Source organism: Paludibacter propionicigenes WB4, from assembly GCF_000183135.1.
Taxonomy (GTDB): Bacteria; Bacteroidota; Bacteroidia; order Bacteroidales; family Paludibacteraceae; genus Paludibacter; species Paludibacter propionicigenes.
Window position 1 is genome coordinate 1,353,523 of sequence record NC_014734.1, and the last position, 19,752, is coordinate 1,373,274.

Genomic DNA, 19,752 nt, shown 5'->3' on the forward strand with positions numbered 1-19,752 from the left:
ACAAAAAAGTGAGTAAAAAGATTTTGGAATTAGAAAAATTAGCCTTTTAATTGTTCTTTGGGGACAAAAAAAGCCAGCTCGACAACCGTATAATCTGATACCGTACCGAGCAGCGGCTTTAGACGCTTGCCGGTTGAAAAGCAGAATGCTCAAAGATCTACGCTACAAGCGGCATATAGCCGCTGATAGCGTTGAGCCGTCTCGACAACCACGAAAGCATCTCGACAATCGTATAAGCCATCTTTACAACCGCAAAAGCATCTCGACAAATGTATAAGCCATCTCAACAACCGCGAAAGCATCTCGACAAATGTATAAGCCGTCTCGACAACCGCGAAAGCATCTCGACAATCGTATAAGCCATCTTTACAACCGCGAAACCGTCTCGAAAACCGTATAAGGCATCTCAACAACCGCGAAACCATCTCGACAACCGTATAAGCCATCTCGACAACCGCGAAACCATCTCGACAACCGTATAAGCCATCTCGACAAACGCGAAACCATCTCGACAAACGCATAAGCCATCTTTACAACCGCGAAGCCATCTCGACAAACGTATAAGTCATCTTTACAACCGCGAAAGCATCTCGACAAACGTATAAGCTAATACCGTACCGGGCAGCGGCTTCAGACGCTTGCCGGTTGAAAAGCAGAAGGGCTCAAAGATCTACGCTACAAGCGGCTTATAGCCGCTGATAGCGTTGAGGCAGCTCGACAACCTGGAATTGACAATTGATAGTTGATAATTGATAAACCACACAACCTAAGCGTGCTGCTGTCGAAAAAAAAAGTATACTTTGTTATAATTAAACAGCATTAAATTTGCTTATTTAATTTGTTCTATTTATATTTGCTGCTCGATTTACATAAAAACCAAACTAATTACCATCTAAAAATTATTTTTATTTACAATGAACAATTACCAAAAAGCCAGGCACAGCTCTAACAAAGAAATCGTAATCGTGGCCGAAAACAATCAGTCCGCAACGGGCCTTATTCCATCTTTTGCCAGAGGAATAGAACAATTAAAAAGTATCAACGCCGAAATCGACGAGTTGACAGTGCAGCAAAGCCAGAACCTCACCGGTATTACCGATGACAAAAACGATGTACTGGACGAAACCTCCGACTATCTGATCGATATTTCGGGAGCCATTCACTCCTACGCCGAACGGCTGGGCAACAAGACCCTGCAAGCGCAGGTTAACTTCAAACCTGCAAAAGTAGAACATCTGGACCGCCACGAAATTATCGACGCGTGCGTCAACGTGCTCAACGAAGCACGCAAGATAGCACCCAACGAACTGGCAGACGAAGGTATCAGCTACGAGGAACTTAATCATTTCGACGAACTGATTACGCGGCTGAAAGGCTACAGCAACACACGCCAAACAGCAGGGATAGACCAAAAAGACATCACGCGCCGCATTGGCGGACTGATCACCAAAGCCGTCGACCTTAAGAGAAACACCCTCGACCGCCTCGCACCACAGTTCCAACGCAAAGCACCCGAGTTTTACAACAAGTACAAAACAGCCGCTAACGTGATATACCGCCGCGCCGCTAAAAAAACCGACACAAAACCCGAGGCCAAAGCCTAATGAAAACAGGAACTTTCTCCATCCGGGAAATACCGGATGGGGAAAGTTTTTTTTATATGATTTACAAAGCAGAACCTTGTTTCTAACACGACCTAGACTGGAGACTAGGCAAAACGAAGAATTATGGAAAGAACAATGGAAAAATTGATTTGTGCACAACTAAACCTGATTATCAAAACTTATTTACTACTATATTCATTTGAAAAAAGAAATAGTATTTGGAAGTGGTTATATAAACAATAACAATGAAGAAATGAAAAATAGAGAAGAAATATTGATTGAATTAAATAGACTTTCATCATCTCGAGATTTTTTAGAAATCCTTTTAATATTAAGCAATACACATTTGAATTGTACTGCTAATAAATTGGCAACAAGAGATGTAAAAAGTATCCTAAATGAGAATGAAATAGTATTTCTTTTTGGTTTGTGGGCAAAGAATAAAAATAAAAATACAGAGGGGTTTGTTGACAAGCAAGAGATATCGAAAAGAGTTCATGAATTAATGAACGAATATCATCAGACTTACATACCTGATATTAGTATCTTTAATACGACTAAGACTTTTAATGAAATAGCTAGAAACAATCCTGACATGATAAAAGAAAGTATATTTTACTCTGGCACAGGAGCCTATGATTATCAATTGATTACTTTTTTGGATGACAAATATAACTTAGATAAAGAATGGTTGAAACAGAATAAAGGGTTTATAATAAAAGAAGCTCAAAAACTATTTATATACATAAAATCGACGTTTATATACAAACTAAATTCTAAAAAATTCAACGATAATGTAATTGAATTATATACAATAAGAAAAGACAATTACATTTTTAAAAAGAATCCTTCGTTTATTTTTTTATTAAACCTGCTTTCATTTAAGATGGATGAAAGTTTAAATGAAGAATTTAACGATATTGGAGATTTAAATCATTTTAAATTCCGTCCTGTAATTAATACTGATTCAAAATTTATAATTCCATTACCTAACTTATTATCAGAATCTATTTATGATGGCCCATTTTATTGGATGAATGATGATGAAAAATATCTAAGTACAGCAGCTAAAAATAGAGGAAAATCTGCTGAAAATATCGTAAAATCTATACTTGAAAGAAAGATCCCAAATGAAAATATATTTCTTGAGGTAAATGTAAATGTGACAAAAAACGAAACACTTACTGATTTGGATGTTTGTGTTATAAATGGAAATAAAATGTTGATTTTCCAAGTGAAATCTAAAAGGTTGACTCAGTTGTCCAAAAAAGGTGACATTGAAGGATTTCATAAAGATTTCAAACTAGCTATTCAAGATGCAAATGATCAAGCAACAAAACCAATAGAATTAATAATTTCAAATTCATGTAAACTAAAATCAATGTTATCTGGAGAAAATATTGATTGTGAAAAAATAGACGAAATACATACGGCTTGTATTGTCTTAGATAGTTATCCTGCAATCACAACACATACTAGAATGTTTTTTTTCGATGAGGAAAAAACTCCAGTAACAATGAGTATTTTTGATCTAGAACTTCTAATCGAGTACATCAAGGATTTTGATATGCTCTTCGATTATATAAAAAAGAGAGAAGAGTTTTCCAAATACTTTATTGCAGAAACTGAATTATCTTTTTTTTCGAAATACATTAAATCTGGTTTGATTAAATCATCAAACGCAGATATAGAAATATTGGATAATGATTTTGCCCAAAGATTTGATTATGATTATTATGTACCACTTACTCTAAAATTTCAGAAAGAATTTTCAACTTATATAAAAGATATTGGAAGAAATGACTTTTGTTTTTGTGGAAGTGGAAAGAAATATAAAAAATGTTGTTCTGAAAAATGTTAGATACCCCCTCAGTTCAGCGTAGTGTATAAATGTTCGGCGTAGTCTCCAGACTACGTCGTGCTAAAAGCAAGGCTCTTGCCTTGCATATCAAAAATTGAATGTGGAAAGCAAGAGCTTTCCTCGCTGCCGCGGGTCTGTGACCCGTGATAAACAAAATGAAAGGAAGCGCAGGAAGAAGTGGAGTAGATAATAAACCGTCTGTAATTAAATGAAGATCTTTAAATGAAAATAGCAATAACAGGAGCACACAGGGTTGGAAAAACAACTCTGGCAGAAAAACTTCAGGAACATCTGGTTGATTACGAATTCAGAATGGAACCTTATCACGAGTTGACGGAATTAGGATATGAATTTTCAGAGCAACCTACTGTATCTGACTTTTTAGAACAACTGGATTATTCAATAACCCAAATTTCGACGAGTGATCGGAATGTGATTTATGACAGATGCCCGATTGATTTTTTAGCGTACATTCAGGCAATTGATGGATCGGGCAATATACAGTCCATCTTCAACAAAGTAGAGAGCATAATATCGGAATTGGACTTGCTTGTATTTGTACCGATAGAAGAACCTGATTTAATACCGGGTGATACATCAGATTTTCAAGAACTCAGAGAGGATGTAAATGAAATAATGGCGGATTGGATTGGGGATTTTGGAGTTGATGTAATCGAAGTCAGAGGTACTTTATCGAATCGACTAGAACAAATACTCAGTAAAGTTACTCGACAAACAAAATAAGAAGAAGCACAGGACACACTACGCTAGCGTAGGATACGCTTATAGACCGAGAAAACGTTGATGTCTGTAGTTCGGATTTCGGTTTGCAACAAGAGGGAGTGGAGACATTAAACTCTAATTAAAAAAAATGAAAAAACAATCTTTAGTAATTCTGTTGGTTGTGTTTGTGGGCTTAAAAATGCAGGCACAAACAAACGCTTCAATGCCAACCGATAGTATAGCGTACATAAGTTTAAACAGCTATGTGCAACCGGCATCTTTTACAGCAGATAATATAGCTCAACAACAAGACTATAAGCACTATTTAAGAACTGCTAAAACCTTGAAGATTTTAGGTTGGGTATCGTTGGGGGTAGGGATTCCAGCAATGTGGTTTGGTTTTGGAATCTCATATGCTGAAAACAGTGAAGGTCCTAATACAACCAATATTGGTGCTCTAGTCTTCGCTTCCGGAGCTGCACTTACCCTTTCCAGCATTCCTCTTTTTATAGTCTCACATCATTATAAAAAGAAAGGAAATAAACTGAAAAAGGCAGCAACTCTATCACTGGGTAGTCAGCAGGTTTTTGTTCCTCAGGGATACGGATTTACAACCAAAGTGCAGCCCGTCCTTAGCGTTAAGATTGCTCTGTAAAATAGGAATACAAAAACGACCCCTAGCCCCTGAAGGGGAAACAAGAGTGGTATGCGGAGGTAAATACATTTCATAAAGTGGTTGGTGGTCAAAAGTAATTCTATTTGCGATGTATAATCGGCTGTGAGTTGTGTAATTTACAAACTCTAATTTATCAAAAATGAAAAAGCAATATAGAGTAATCCTATTAATTTTATTCATCGGTTTAAATACGCAGGCACAAACAAACGCTTCAATGCCAACCGATAGTATAGCGTACATAAGTTTAAACAGCTATGTGCAACCGGTGTCTTTTACAGCATATAGCGCAACAACAAGACTATAAGCACTATTTAAAAACTGCTAAAACATTGAAAATTGCAGGGTGGACGTCGTTTGTAGGAGTTCCGGTGCTGGTTTATGGTTTAGGAATGGCCATTGGAAGTATTGATGGGTCTAGCAATGGTGGTCTAGGTGTTGTGCTTATGGGCGCCGGAGCCACCCTTACCCTTTCCAGTATCCCTCTTTTTATAGTTTCGCATCATTATAAAAAGAAAGGAAATGAACTGAAAAAGGCAGCAACTCTATCACTGGGTAGTCAGCAGGTTTTTGTTCCTCAGGGATACGGATTTACAACCAAAGTGCAGCCCGTCCTTAGCGTTAAGATTGCTCTGTAAAATAGGTTAGCTTGTTTAGCGTTGCGTATAAATGTCCGGCGCAATCTCCAGACCATGCAGCGCTAAAAGGAAAGTTTCAGGTTCCATATTTAAAAGAAATTTAATTAGAAACAAGGCTCTGCCTTGCTTCTTATCCGTAACTTTGCAGAACTAAAAAAAGACCTATCCTACCCGGATAGGGTAATGAAACAAAACTAAAAAATGGGAATTATGAAAACTTTAAAATTTATCTTATTCTGTATGTTGATTACAGTTTTTCCTTCGTGCCAAAAAGATAACACAGAGGATGTAAGTACTGTAAAATGGACTGAGGTTACAACCACCGGATTAACGAACCGAATCTATGCTATTTCCTGCGATTCGTCTAAAAACATCTGGGTTGGCACCGATAACGGAGCCTATAAGTTTGACGGAAAAAGCTGGATCAATTATGACAGTTTTGGGAATAACAGTCAGGTAAAAGCAATAGCAACCGATGCCGACAACAATATCTGGTTTGGAACAAATGGCGCAGGACTGGTCAAATACAAAAACGGTAACTGGACTTATTATCAAAATGATCCACTGTCATCGAATAGCATTTCGAGCAACTTCGTGTACTCAATCGCAATAGATGCTAAAGGTAACAAATGGATAGGGACAGAGAACGGAGTGTGTAAATTTGATGGACAAAACTGGGTAAACTATAAAGTTGGCGACGGATTAATTGAAAATCATGTTTATAGTATTGCTATTGAAAAATCGGGCATCAAATGGTTTGGAACCAATGGTGGAGTTTCGAGGTTTGATGATGTCAGCTGGACTACCTACACATACTATAAGGATAACGGTGAAGGACTGGCTGGAAACGGAGTGATGGGCATTGTCATTGACAATCAGGGAAACCAATGGTTTGCTACATTTGGTGGTTTATCTAAACTGAACGGGCTAAACTGGACAAACTTTAAAACTCAAACAGACTGGCTTAAGTCAGGTTCTCCTGTTTTATCTGCGGCTATCGATGCGAAAGGACATAAATGGTTTGGCTCTAATGGCATGGGTATTTCGGAATTTGATGGATTAAACTGGACAACATACACCATGGCGAACAACACTGTTATCGGTGCGGTAAACGCAATAGCCCAAGACTCCAATGGTAACTTATGGTTTGGAACAAATAAGGGACTATTGAAATTGACAAAATAGAGTTCCCGGATTTAAACGAGGGGAAGAGTAGACACAAAAAAACGACATATAACCAACAAACAAATTGTATGAAACTACTATCGACAATCTTTCTATTCTTCCTGACTGTACAGCTGCAAGCTCAATTAATTACCGGAAAGGTGATTGATTCCTCGAGTGAAAAACCACTGGAATACGTGAATCTGGGAGTTATTGACACTCCTTTAGGCATATCTACCAATGAAAATGGAGAATTTAGTTTAGACATCAAAGGTCAATCGCCAAAAGCAATCGTTCGGATTTCGATGATTGGTTATAAACCGCAGACTTTTCCCATCGCAGAACTTACGAACAAAGAAAACCTGATAAAACTAATAAACGAACCGATTCAGTTAGCCGAAGTAAATGTAAAACCTTTTTCAGGGAAATTGAAGAAAGTGGGTACAACAAGCTCTACATGGCATGGAGAATATTGTGGCATTGGAGGTGCTCAAAAAGGCAAAGGTTATGAGATAGGGACTAAATTAGAACTTGGTTCTAAACCTGTATCATTAAGAAGTTTGCATATTTGCATGCACAATCAATCGTTTGAATATAGTCTGTTTCGCTTGCACATTCGAAACATTGTCAACAATTTGCCTTTTGAAGAACAGCTTACTGAGAATATCATGATACCAATAACTAAAAAGTCAGGCTGGGTGGATATTGATTTGACTAAGTACAACTTAGTATTTAAAGATGACATTGCTCTAACAATTGAATGGGTAAAGGTGAATACGACTGATAAAATGAAGTTTATTAGAGTACAAGGGAGAGATGAATACTGCATACTTTTTAATATGAAGCAAAAACAAGGAAGTATTTACATAAGATGGGGTAGTGAATCGAAATGGTTATGGAAAGTCGGTTCAAGTCCGAGCTTCTATTTGAAAGTTCAAGAACAGTAAGATGAATAAACAATTCTCCGACACTGATAACTGATAAAACCCCTCCCTTTCGGGTACTCCCCTTTGACAAGGGGAGATTGTTGGGTGCAGAGGTTTGAGCATTAAAGGGAGTGTGCAGCATTATGCAACCGGAGAAGTTCTATTTTGTAGAAAGTCCCGCACTTCTCATTTGTCCCCTTATGATAAGGGGACGAGCGTAGCGGAGGAGTTAGTAATATATTCTCCTCGTTTGCAAACATGGAGAGAGTAAATAACCCCGTAATATCTTATTAACCTGTGATTGGTACAAAAACAAGATTCAAAAAATTCTTTATCTTTGCATAATTAAAAACACTGCTTTTTTATCAGGAATATGGATATAGAAACACTTTATAAATTAAAATCAAGATTCGCTACGCTCAGTATTGGAAGCGAGTTAATCTTAGTTCCGATTACAGCAAATGTAGCAAAAATGAATGAGTTGTTTACGTTGAACGAAACAGGAAAGTTTATTTGGGAAAACATCAAAGAAAATACTACCGTTCTGGATTTAGAAAACTCGATGATTGAGACCTTTAGTGTTGACAATATAACAGCCAAAAGAGACATTGACCTGTTTTTGAATAAGCTGGCAACTATATTCGGACAATAAACTCAGCCCAACAGACTTAAACAAAGATGCCTACTACTATTCAAATCGCTATTGCTGACTTTTTGATAAAGCTACATGCTGAACATAGAATTGTACTTGAAGAAGGATATCTTCCTTTCGTTCAAACAACAGAAAATAACACAGTAGATTTAACCATAGAATGTTTTCAGCATATCCCGGTCCTACCTTTATCTGATTATGAATTAATTTTTGAAGCAGAAAACAACGATCAAAAATTCTATTCCATTTATCTTTCAACCTTAGGTTTTGTCTTTGTTATTTACAACCAACAAAACAAAAACGAGGTACAGCAATTGGCTGTGTTGAATGAAGATTTGTCTAACTGGAAAATTTATTCGACTCCACTGGATAATGGAGACATCATACCGCTAAAATATCCAATGGGACCGATTATCATGCATTACATAACCGTGAAATCTGAAGCAGTAATGATACACGCATCGTGCGTTGTAGAAAAGCAAAAAGGCCGGATTTTTACAGGTTTTTCAGGAGCGGGTAAAAGCACAATGTCTAAAATATGGGCAGACGCAGGCAATACTATCGTAAATGATGATCGCTTGATTATTCGCAAGTTAAATGAGAATTACTATGTCTATAACACACCCATGTATTATATAGATATTCCTAAAAAGACGATTTTAGACTCCATATTTTTAATTCGTCATTCGCCGGAGAATAACCTAAAGAAGTTATCGGGTGCATCGGCAGTTTCAAAGGTATTGGCATTTTGTATTCAAAATAATTTTGATCCTAATTTCATTCAAAACAAGTTGAATTTCCTATCCGAATTAAGTGCGCATGTTCCGGTTTACGAGCTCGGATTTGTTCCCAATAGTAGTGTTGTAAATTTCGTTCTGGAAAATGAAACAGCAGGAATTAAATAAGCAATTGCTCGATTTTGCAGAAACTCTTTTGGATGAAAATCATCAGTTGAGTTTTAGAATGAGCGGAAACAGCATGTATCCTGCACTTAAAGCCGGTGATATCGGATTCGTTCAAAAATGTGACGAAAAAGATTTAAACAAAGGCGATATAATTGTTTTCAATCAAAATGGCAGGCTGGTTGCGCACAGACTAATTGGCATGTTCACTCGGGATGACATTCAGTTCATCATTGCTAAAGGGGATAAGAATTCATATACAGACAACCCGATTACGATTGAATCACTTATAGGAAAGGTGTATTCGTTTCAACGAGGAAACAAAAAAAAGAAAATTGACAGTACGAAAATGAAATTAAATAAATTTGTTGCTCTGCATTTTTCTACACCAATAATTCCTTTTTACAATTTTAGACTTCAAGCAGGAAAAAGATTCAACTTACTTTGGTCGGAGCTTAAATCAATTAAAAACAATATATCGATTGTTTCGAAAGAGTCGGAGAAAATTCTGTTTGTCAACATTATAATCTCCATACTTCAGGGTGTTTTACCATTTATCATTATCGTCTGCATAAAGACTCTGATTGACCAGCTTACAAGCATATCCACTCAGAACGAAAGCCAACGTTTATATTTTACTGTAATCCTGATTATAACCGCACTTGTTTTCCTGGCAAGCGGAGTTTTATCGGAACTCAAGACTTATTTCTCCCTAAAATTATCGCAGTCCATCACGCACCAAATCTACCAAAAACTGCATTGGAAACACGCCTCACTGGATTTATCGCGCTACGAAAGCCCAGCAGAACAGGACAAAATTCATCGGGCTGTTCAAGAAGCTTCCTTTCGCCCTATTAAAATCGTAAGCGAAATGCTAATCGGAATTAAATCTGTAGCAGCTGCTTTATTTCTGGTTGGTCTGTTTATAACTATCAAATGGCATTTAATTGTAATCCTGATAATTGCCATCATTCCGGGCGTTTATTTCCGATTAAAATCTTCCCGAAAACTGTACAAGCAAAAAGAAGCGCAAAGCACAAAAGAGCGTGAGATGTACTATTTCAACCGGATTCTGACAGGTCTTCCGTTTGCAAAAGAAATGAAACTGTTTGGCTTTTTCGATTTCTTCAAACAACATTTTTCGAACGTTCAGAACATGCTGTTTGAACAACAGATTAAGCTTCGAAAATCGGAATTATGGCTGAATATATTCGCCCAAATCTTCTCTGTATCATTGATATTTTTATCATTAGGATTTGTTTCCTATTTGAAAATAAAAGGAGAAATTTCCATTGGAACTGTTGCTTTGTTTTTCTTTGCTTTTCAGCGAGGATATGGAGTTCTGAATGAGCTTTTCATGTCGGCCACTCAAATTTTGGAAGACAATACATTTTTGAATGATTTCATAGCTTTTCTAAACATGCCGACAAGCTCTAACAGTTTGCAGAGCGATCATTCCTTCTCATTAAGCAAGGAAATTCGAATTGAAAATGTCAGATTCCGCTATAAATCAAGTAAACGTGATGCACTAAAATTGGTGAACATAACTATTCCTGCAGGAAAGACGGTGGCTTTCGTCGGTGCAAATGGTTCAGGTAAAACAACTTTAATAAAACTGCTTTGTGGATTTTACCAACCGGATTCAGGGCGCATTCTTTTTGACGGCATTGATGCTACTGAAATTGGCCAACAAAAGATTTGCGAAAACATAACAGCCGTTTTTCAGGATTTTGCCTTGTATAACATTAGTGCTATCAATAATATCGGTTTAGGAAACACCCGGGAAACCCTTGATTTTGATAAAGCTGTAAAAGCAGCAAAAGCGGCAGGCATTAATGATATTTTGGAACATCTTCCGAATGGTTACAACACCTTGCTAGGTAATTTATTTAGCTGTGGAGAAGAACTTAGTATTGGCCAATGGCAGAAAATGGCCATAGCAAGAGCTTTTTATCGAGATTCTTCGTTAGTGCTTCTGGACGAACCTTCAAGTGCACTGGATGCAGAATCGGAATTACAGATTATCAATGGATTAAAAAAACTATCGCACGATAAAACAGCCGTAATTATCAGTCACCGTCTTAGCACCGTGCAGTGGGCAGATATTATTTATGTATTTAATGATGGTGAAGTTGTGGAATCCGGCAATCATCAAGAACTTCTGCAACTGGGAGGAAAATACTACTCGTTATTTCATACAAATAATAATCAATCTATTGAGTGATTCATTTATTCCATGATTTTTTCAAGTGGAATACAACACCTCTTATGCCTTCCGTCCATCTTAATGGATAATAGAAAACGACCAAAGAAGAATACTTAACCTTATACCGTTCAATCATGAAATCTTTAGGAGGAAACAACACACCCAAAAGGTATCTGACTTTATTTGAAAACGTTCTAACCTCTTTCAAATAATAAAAATGTGAAGACAATGAAATAGTTCCTGAACTACCAACTCCCTTCAAATACTTGAAAAATTGTTGTTCTGTTTCTTCTGTCAATAAATAGCTATACTTATTGATAACATCAATGGGAACGGGCGCATTCATATACTTATTTACCAAAACGATATATTTGAATATTACTTCTTCAGACTTATACAATCGGCATGATGCCGTAAAAGCTCCCCAATCAAAGCCTTCTACATTTTCATTTAAAACATTTGTTATGTCGCTCAAGCAGGTAAACTGAACCTTTCCTACCTGAAAATGTTTATCGAGATGTGCACAAAGGTGAATTAGTAAATCATTATTTTCTAATGCAAGAACATTGCATTTATTGACCGTAACGGGCATCGCATTTTTCCAAACCTCAGAGGTCAGCAAATTATACTTTTCTCCTTTTCGGTGCAGCTTTATATGAATTTCTATTGACACGCCGTGTAACACCATTGGCGTATAATGAACAATATCAAATTGTGAGCTTACAAATTCTGATAGTTTTAATGCAGACACTGCCCTGTATCCCAAATTCCGGAGAATGTCTAAACATCTTTCACCATCCTCCTCATGTACCAATAAATCAATATCGCTAAATTGCCTCAATCCAATATCGTGATAAAGATTCTCGGATAAATAAACTCCTTTTAATGCAATTACAGGAATACCTTGATTTGAAAACTCTTTAGCAATCTGTTGGAAATAGTTTAGTAACAAAGTCCCTCTGCTAATGGTAATATAATAAGTTTGTTGCAATTTTGCCTGAACAGCGTCGGGTATCAGAGAACTATTTTTTAAAGCTGGGAGCTTTTTAAACAGCAACGGAGCTATTCCTCTGTCGATAATCGTTTTGGTAAGATAATCCCAATCCTTAACTTCCAAAATCAGATTATCTATTTGCTCTAATTCCGAAACAGAAGGATTAATTTTTATTGAAGAAAGAATAAGTTTGTCTTCGTGGGATAACGTCATAGGAACTACAAAAAAATAATTTGGTAGGTATAAAAACAATAAGAAACATCAACTATCTATGCACTACGCGCTCTCTTGATTAATATATTCTTAAGAATCTGAATCAGGTATCTCATATCGGTTATCATCGTGCCATCGGTTTCGCAGGCTGTAAGATAATCCATTTCCGATTTCTGAATCTCATCCAGTGTGCGGGGAAGATCGGCATAGAAAGGAGGTAATAAACCGGGTTTGAATTTTACACGTTTCTTTTGCAGTTCTTCATTATATAAGCCGAAATACTGCTTGCTCAGCGGACGCACACCCACCAGTTTCATCTCACCATTAAACAAATTAAAGAACATAGGCAGTTCATCTATCCAGTATCTCCTCATTATGCGTCCAACAGTGGTAATGCGGATATCTTTATTGAATTTGCCATCGTCTTTTAAATAATTACGCTCGTATATATAGCTCTGTAGGTACTCCGAAAAAGGGTGCATGGTTCTGAGTTTATACACCTGAATCATCTCGGCATCTTTACCGTATCGTCTGAGGCGGATTAATGGCCCGTAGATCCGTTTTTGTGTTGTTTCAGGATTTTTGACACGCTTGGCTAGCACGTAGGTAAGATGACATACTTTTTTCTCCATCACCACCATAAACCCCGAACAATATAACCGTCCCAACACTTCAGCTTTTGAAAACACCCTGTCGTTGCCTTTCGAAAGAAAATAATAAAGATTTCTTGTGAGAAAAACTTTAGGCATTACCCGCTTAAACAGATAATAAAAGATGTAAACTATACGATTTATTACATTGGGGTACTTCCTTAGAATAGTCTTTTTACGGGTGCTTTTAGATTCAAAACAACAGACAAACAGGCCATCGTCCGGCAGCTTCTCATTGATTATGGTAAGTTTCTTGTTGATGTTTCTCACATTATTCAATCTCTCTAACTGAATAATCGTAGAGTAACGATAATTGGGATACATGCGAAGATTTTCAACATCATTATTCACATATACCAATGTATTACCGCTTCTCAGGTTCAGGTTATTTTCCAGAAATTTAAGTACACCACTTGTAGAATGTGCACGTATGGTGGATTGTAGCTGAGCATAACTTGCTTCATCGATGTCGCTTTCAGGAATAACATTTGCGTTAATTCTCTCTTTGCTAGGCTTCAGGTTTACCTCGTTATAATCTACAGCCAGCTTGTAAGCGTAATAGAAAGAAAGGAAAATATAATTCACCAGAAAAGTAAGAACAGTAGTAGCCAGCAATACGAATCCTGAGTAGGGTTTAAAGTAATAGTGAATCAAGCCCATAAAAATCAGCGCATTCAATAGCGAAACATAAAACAAACGAAGCGTTATCTGATAGAACTGTTGTCTTCTTAAAGGCTTATATCTTTGTATCAGATACGAAATGAGAACCCATTGGAGGATATAAAAAATCGAAGGAAGTGAATATTTACTGAAAGGAGAATTGGTTGTAAGTGGAAACCAATCCAATACCACATACAATGTAAGAATTAGTATCAGAATGTCGATAATCAGGTAAAAATATGCAGGTTTGTAGAGTACTCTCATTTTTCAAAAAAAAGATTTTGCAAATATAATACAAATTTATACAGAAATTACATAGAAAAACTGCTACAATAATAACAGGAAGTGTTTACACTCAAATTTTGGGTTCATTAATAATCTGTTCGGTTTAATACTATATATTTCTTTATAACGTTTTTGATTTTTTGCTTTGCAAACTCCAGGTACCAGTCAAACATATTATCTGTCCATCGCTGCGGATGTGTGGTAATCATAATTGCACCCGGTAACTTATTATTTTCCAACCAATGAATAACATCAAAAGTTGTGTGAATCTTCATGTCGGAAGTTTCGTAAATACTCTCGGTTTTTGAAGCATTACCATCGCCGCGCTTTGTACCCAGCAACTTATCTCTGACATTGTATTTATCGCCGTCCCACATTCTGGCTGTATCAGTAAAATAAACAATATCTTCGGTAGTATTGGATTCATTGTTCAACAAATCGAAATAAGGCTCACCCGCAACACCGAAATCACGATAATTGAATTCTCTCCAAAGATCTCTGTTGTCCCATTTAGAAGCCGGACTTCCGTGCATACAAATAGTACGAACAGGATAAAACTGCCGGAAATAATTCAGTTGTTGTTCAAAATGTTTAATCGCTTTCTCTTTATCTCCTTTAAACAGTGATAAGTCTTCGTAATGATAACCAATTTCATGACCCAAAGCAGCAATTTGAGTTATAACCTCTGGTATATTACTTTGCGGAACTACCCTGAAGTAATAAGAAGCCCTTACCCCCATCTCTGCCTCTATCTGAGCAGTACTCAGTGAATTATTCGCCATCAGGTCAACGTCGTGTCGTAAAATCACAAAACGACCCTGAGCTTTACCATCACACCAATCCTCAAATGTAAAAATTGAGTATCCTGCTTGTATTAAAGCAAGTATCAATTGGCGATAAGCTGAAAGAGTAAAATCTTTTGGCATATTGGATTAAAAAATTAAATACACGAAGATTATATTATTTATTTTAAAAATCTGACTATAACTCATCAATGAGATGAATAATTCTTTCTGCAGCATGTCCATCCCAATACTTCGGAACAGTCCCGTGCTTACCTTCTCCATCAATGATAGAGCTGACTTCTGCTACTATATCATGTACTTTTATCAGTTTGTTACTTCCCTCCCACACCGTAACAGGGCGTTCCGTATTGGGACGAACCGTTAGGCAGGGAATATTCAAAAAAGTAGTCTCCTCCTGAATCCCACCGGAATCTGTCAAAGCAAAAGCTGACCGGCTTACTAAATGAATAAACTGAAGATAACCCAAAGGTTCAATAAAATATAGATTCGGATATTTATCTATATCATGTTGCAAACCGAATTGTTGTATGTTTTTATAGGTTCGCGGATGTACCGGAAAAACCAAGGGGATTCGTTGCGATATTTCTCCCCACAAATTGACCAGCAATGTGAGTGTATCCTTATCATCTACATTGCCGGGGCGATGAAAAGTCAATGCCCCGTATTCTCCTGCTTTAAAATCGGAGCCTAATCTAATCTCTCTGTCGTGATTCAACAATTTGAAAACCAATTCTGTTTGCTGAGCTTTAGGCAATTGTTCAACCAATGAGTCGATCATCAAATTTCCAAGCATATGAATCTTATCCGCCGCTACTCCTTCGCGTAACAAATTATCATCGGCATCAACGCTGGTTGTGATAAACACATCGCTGATAGCATCAGTTACAAGACGGTTAATCTCTTCGGGCATAGTTCGGTCATTACTGCGTAAACCTGCCTCGTAATGAATGGTTTTAATTCCCATTTTGGAAGCAACCAATGTACAAGCGGCAGTACTGTTAACATCTCCAACCACTAATACAAAATCTGGTTGCTCACTGATGCAAACTTTCTCAAAACCCTCCATAATACGTGCTGTCTGAACGGCATGACTGGCCGAACCTACTTCGAGATTTATATCTGGTGTAGGTATATTAAGCTCATCAAAAAACTGACCCGACATTTTTACATCATAATGCTGACCGGTATGTACCAAAATTGGTTTTATGCTCTTATGATTCTTTAAAGCATGCATCAGTGGAGCAATTTTCATAAAATTTGGTCGTGCACCGGCAACAAGAATAAGTTTTTTCATTATAAATATAGTTGGTAGTTAGAAGTCAGTAGTTGGTAGTTCTTAATTAGCAGTTTGGAATTAGTATATTGCTATTTATCCCTTTCTACTTACTTTTACTACTTTCTACTTACTATAAACTATTTAAAATTGTTTTGATATTCGGGATTTAATTTCATCGTTCTGGCACTATTGGGATAGTCTTCAATAAACCAGGTAAGCACCTTGGCAAAATCAATTTTCTTAGAAAGCATAGTTTTTCTTCTTTCCTGAAATATTTGAGATCTATTCGGCAAAGCTACCAATTTTTCAATAGTGCTATACAAACGTTCCACCTCATTTGTTTTGATTCCGTATCCAAGTTCAAACTCATTTTCCAGCTCATTGAGATAACCTATCCTTCCTACAAAATCATTATACCTGATAAAAGGCACTCCTAATACTCCTGCTTCGGCAGCCATAGTCTGACTATCACCAATGTATAACTGTGCAAAAGCCATCACATGGTGGATATCCAAAGGATTTAAAACAATACGGTATTTTTCAAACTCCGGCTCCAATTCACGCTCCGAGCTTATGTAAACTGTTCCGTAAGGTTTCAGTCGGTTTATTATGTTTTGTGTTATTTCGGCTTCAATACCTTTGATTCCTGAGTCATGATAAGCCGTAAGTTTTGCTAAACGAATCAGAAAATAAGGTTTATCGGGTGAAAAATATCTCTCAACTATCGTTTTGTCCGGAGTAAAATGATTTGGGTGCAAATAGGCTAGTTCGTGATACGAATGATATTTAATAGCTTTTTTATCCCAACGCCCACTATTACAAACGCATGGATTTAAGATGGAAGAAGCTAACGGATAGCTCAACTTTGCATAGAGTGGCACAACATCGGCATCATCTTCGTTTACGTTTACGACGGGAATGCCCAACACTTTACCCACAAAAGAATTCTCTACACTTGTTCCGGTCAGAATATCAGGCTTATGTCGGATACAAAATTTAAACAACCTGATAGCACGCTTAAGCATTCCTACAAATATTCCCCAGGTAGAATCTACTCTTCCTTCTTCCAAAATATTAAAAAAGGACATATTAGACGCTATAAGTAAGTCTTCTAATACATCTTTTTTCTTTATGAGGATAAATATTTGATGACCTCCCTCCACCCAACTAATTATTGAGTTTCTATAAATATGAAAATGGGCAGGATGACCTAAATATACGAGTATTTTCATTTGAGCATTTATCTCCATCTAAAGTAAAAGAACTTGTATTACCAGAGATTAGATAAGATTTTGGAGTCTTACTTTTTTCAGTACATTTTAACTATAAATCAAATTTGTTTCAAAAGTACAATAAAAATGCATATGTAACATTATTTCACCTGAAGCAATCTTGAAAATTCGGATTTTCTTTCATAATTTGTTTGCTATCGGGATATTTTTCAATAAACCATACATAAAATGCTGTCACATCAATTTTATCTTTCAACATTTTCATTCGTCGTTCCTGCCATATTTCCTTTAAATTAGTCAACGACAGTAACTCTTCAATCTTTAGTTGCATGGCATCAAACTTGCCCGGCAAAAAACCATAAGTCAAACCATATTTATGTTCTTCCTCCTCCAGATATGAGATTTGCCCGACAAAACTGTTGCTTCGTATAGCCGGTGTTCCGAGTACAGCTGCTTCGGATGTCATGGTCTGGCTATCGCCTATCAACATAGTGGCATAATAAATTAGCGAATGCACTTTTTCAGGAGATAGAAGCAATTGGTACTTCTTAAACTCATCGTCTATGCTTCGTTCCGTTGTTATGAACACTTTTCCTTTCTGCTCCAGATATTCTATCAGCTTACGCTTATTCTCAATAGACAAACCCATCACACCAACATCATGATGTGCCTTAAAAGCATTAAAACGTAACACAAAGTAAGTATCACCTTCTTTTAAACCAATTTCTTTCAATACGGATGAATCAGGAGTAAATCGACTTGGTTGTAAATAAGCTAACTCGTGATAACCCCTGTAAGCAACTCGCTTTGAAGTGGCTCTTTGAGCGCACTCCGGACTAAGCACTACGTCGGCATAAGGATGAGCATATTTTACAACAAGAGGTTCAACAACATCATCATCGTCATCCAAAAATATTGATTTCATTCCCGTTATTCGGGAAATATGTGTAATGGTGAGTGACGAACTAAATCCAATTTCGATTTTATTAGAAATTACCAATCTCCATATTTTAAAATCATACTTCAATTGTAAAAGAGCTTTACCTATCAAACTATCTTTCTTGCCTCCTAAATATGTGTAGGGAATCTGATAAATATCTAACAGTTTAATTGCTGCCGGTATATCCTTAACTGTTACAAAAACTTTGTGTCCTCGCTTTGTCAACTCATAATACGTACTCCTAAGTAGATGCACATGAGCTGGATGAGCAATATCCATTAGTATATTCATCCGTGATAATGGTTAGTTATTAATGATAAGTGATAAATAATGACAAACTATTTCCTTTGGGCTTTTAATTTTCCAATAATATATTTTCCAAGCGAGTATAATCGGGAGTTGAAAATATACAAAAAGCGACCGTGTTCAACAAGTTCGCCACCAAATTTAGATTTAAATTCTCTTACACCATATCCTTCATCCGGTTTACCGGCACCCATCATGTCGAATTTCTCATAGCCATCTAATGCTGCGTATTCAATGCCTGCCCAGGTTGCTACTGTAGATGGATAAATATTTTTTATTTGTCCATCTAATCCGCAGACAAACCATTCGTAAACAGTTCTGTTTCCCATCATCACACAAATGCTCCCTCCTATTATACTCCCTTGATGCTTTACTACAAAAAGTTTTCCATATTGGGACAAGACTATCTTTTCAAAAAACTCAAGTGGAAACAGAGGTGTTTTTATTTTAGTTTTATATAAATGCTGTAATAATTTATAATAGGACTTTACATCCTCCCGTTCTGTAGTTTCTAGCCATTCTGCACCTTCTTTGCGCGAAAGTTTTATATCTCTTCGTTTGGTGCGGTTAAGTTGCATATTAGCCGAATCGACATCCTGAGTAGCCACATGAAAGTTCAAGTGAGGCTGGTAAACAAAATTCGCTAATTCAAAACCAGTACGAAAAAGCGAATAATCGTTGAAATTTCGTATTTCTATATAAATACTTTGCTTATTAAGTTCTTGCTTAAGGTGATTCAATAAAAACTGTAGCGCATCAGTAGATATTTCATTATCAAGTAATAGCCCTCCCGGAACAATAGCCCGACGACTAAAGAATCTCTTAATGAAATTTCCTTCAGAAATCACATAGCCGCAAACCAAACCCGTCAATTTTTCATTTTCGGATACAGCATAAACAAATGGCTTTAAAAATGTCAGAGTTGCATAAAACTCGTAACATTCCAATGTTTGGAAAAAAGATGCAACGTCAGAACTAGAAACAAGTTCTTCCCATTGCTTTAAATCTATATCTGAAAAAGCTGTGTGAATTCTAATCATG

The 19,752-nt window shown here is 36.7% G+C and carries 17 protein-coding genes; 10 read left to right on the forward strand and 7 right to left on the reverse strand.

The window, feature by feature from the left end:
• The first annotated feature begins 914 nt into the window (after window positions 1-914).
• The 10 genes from PALPR_RS05525 to PALPR_RS05570 all read left to right on the forward strand — a co-directional run bounded on the left by PALPR_RS05525 (window position 915) and on the right by PALPR_RS05570 (window position 11,367).
• Complete coding sequence (locus tag PALPR_RS05525) at window positions 915-1,604, forward strand: hypothetical protein (RefSeq protein WP_013444626.1); 690 nt, start codon at window positions 915-917, stop codon at window positions 1,602-1,604.
• Between the two features lie 199 nt (window positions 1,605-1,803).
• Complete coding sequence (locus PALPR_RS15975; RefSeq protein ID WP_041620284.1) at window positions 1,804-3,465, forward strand: YecA family protein; 1,662 nt, start codon at window positions 1,804-1,806, stop codon at window positions 3,463-3,465.
• A gap of 222 nt (window positions 3,466-3,687) precedes the next feature.
• On the forward strand, window positions 3,688-4,209 hold the full coding sequence (locus PALPR_RS05535; RefSeq protein WP_013444628.1) for an AAA family ATPase: 522 nt from the start codon (window positions 3,688-3,690) through the stop codon (window positions 4,207-4,209).
• A 127-nt stretch (window positions 4,210-4,336) separates the two neighbouring features.
• Window positions 4,337-4,843: a hypothetical protein gene (locus PALPR_RS05540; RefSeq protein WP_013444629.1), complete on the forward strand. Its 507-nt coding sequence runs from the start codon at window positions 4,337-4,339 to the stop codon at window positions 4,841-4,843.
• 275 nt (window positions 4,844-5,118) lie between these two features.
• Entirely contained in the window at window positions 5,119-5,499 is a 381-nt protein-coding gene (locus PALPR_RS05545; protein WP_013444630.1) for a hypothetical protein, read from the forward strand.
• A 210-nt stretch (window positions 5,500-5,709) separates the two neighbouring features.
• Window positions 5,710-6,684 (forward strand): ligand-binding sensor domain-containing protein, encoded by a 975-nt coding sequence (locus tag PALPR_RS05550; RefSeq protein ID WP_013444631.1) that lies wholly within the window; start codon window positions 5,710-5,712, stop codon window positions 6,682-6,684.
• Window positions 6,685-6,752: 68 nt separating this feature from the next.
• Window positions 6,753-7,610: a carboxypeptidase-like regulatory domain-containing protein gene (locus PALPR_RS05555; protein WP_013444632.1), complete on the forward strand. Its 858-nt coding sequence runs from the start codon at window positions 6,753-6,755 to the stop codon at window positions 7,608-7,610.
• 352 nt (window positions 7,611-7,962) lie between these two features.
• Window positions 7,963-8,241: a PqqD family protein gene (locus PALPR_RS05560; RefSeq protein WP_013444633.1), complete on the forward strand. Its 279-nt coding sequence runs from the start codon at window positions 7,963-7,965 to the stop codon at window positions 8,239-8,241.
• Between the two features lie 26 nt (window positions 8,242-8,267).
• A complete protein-coding gene (locus tag PALPR_RS05565) occupies window positions 8,268-9,146 on the forward strand; it encodes a phosphoenolpyruvate carboxykinase (ATP) (RefSeq protein WP_013444634.1) in 879 nt (292 codons plus the stop codon).
• A complete protein-coding gene (locus PALPR_RS05570; RefSeq protein WP_013444635.1) occupies window positions 9,124-11,367 on the forward strand; it encodes a signal peptidase I in 2,244 nt (747 codons plus the stop codon). The genes PALPR_RS05565 and PALPR_RS05570 overlap by 23 nt, the downstream gene beginning before the upstream one ends.
• A 1-nt stretch (window position 11,368) precedes the next feature.
• Here the strand turns inward: PALPR_RS05570 and PALPR_RS05575 are convergent, their stop codons facing one another.
• The 7 genes from PALPR_RS05575 to PALPR_RS05605 form a co-directional block, all read right to left on the reverse strand.
• A complete protein-coding gene (locus tag PALPR_RS05575) occupies window positions 11,369-12,556 on the reverse strand; it encodes a nucleotidyltransferase domain-containing protein (RefSeq protein WP_013444636.1) in 1,188 nt (395 codons plus the stop codon).
• Between the two features lie 56 nt (window positions 12,557-12,612).
• Window positions 12,613-14,130 carry a sugar transferase gene (locus PALPR_RS05580; protein WP_013444637.1) on the reverse strand — a complete coding sequence of 506 codons (1,518 nt, stop codon included), beginning with the start codon at window positions 14,128-14,130 and terminating at the stop codon, window positions 12,613-12,615.
• Window positions 14,131-14,237: 107 nt separating this feature from the next.
• Entirely contained in the window at window positions 14,238-15,077 is an 840-nt protein-coding gene (locus PALPR_RS05585; protein ID WP_013444638.1) for a polysaccharide deacetylase family protein, read from the reverse strand.
• 55 nt (window positions 15,078-15,132) lie between these two features.
• Window positions 15,133-16,251: a non-hydrolyzing UDP-N-acetylglucosamine 2-epimerase gene (wecB, locus tag PALPR_RS05590; protein WP_013444639.1), complete on the reverse strand. Its 1,119-nt coding sequence runs from the start codon at window positions 16,249-16,251 to the stop codon at window positions 15,133-15,135.
• A 119-nt stretch (window positions 16,252-16,370) separates the two neighbouring features.
• Window positions 16,371-17,465, reverse strand: coding sequence for a DUF354 domain-containing protein (locus PALPR_RS05595; protein WP_013444640.1), 1,095 nt, complete (start codon window positions 17,463-17,465; stop codon window positions 16,371-16,373).
• A gap of 145 nt (window positions 17,466-17,610) precedes the next feature.
• Entirely contained in the window at window positions 17,611-18,696 is a 1,086-nt protein-coding gene (locus PALPR_RS05600; RefSeq protein WP_013444641.1) for a DUF354 domain-containing protein, read from the reverse strand.
• 47 nt (window positions 18,697-18,743) lie between these two features.
• Window positions 18,744-19,751: a lipid II:glycine glycyltransferase FemX gene (locus PALPR_RS05605; protein ID WP_013444642.1), complete on the reverse strand. Its 1,008-nt coding sequence runs from the start codon at window positions 19,749-19,751 to the stop codon at window positions 18,744-18,746.
• Window position 19,752 lies beyond the last annotated feature (1 nt).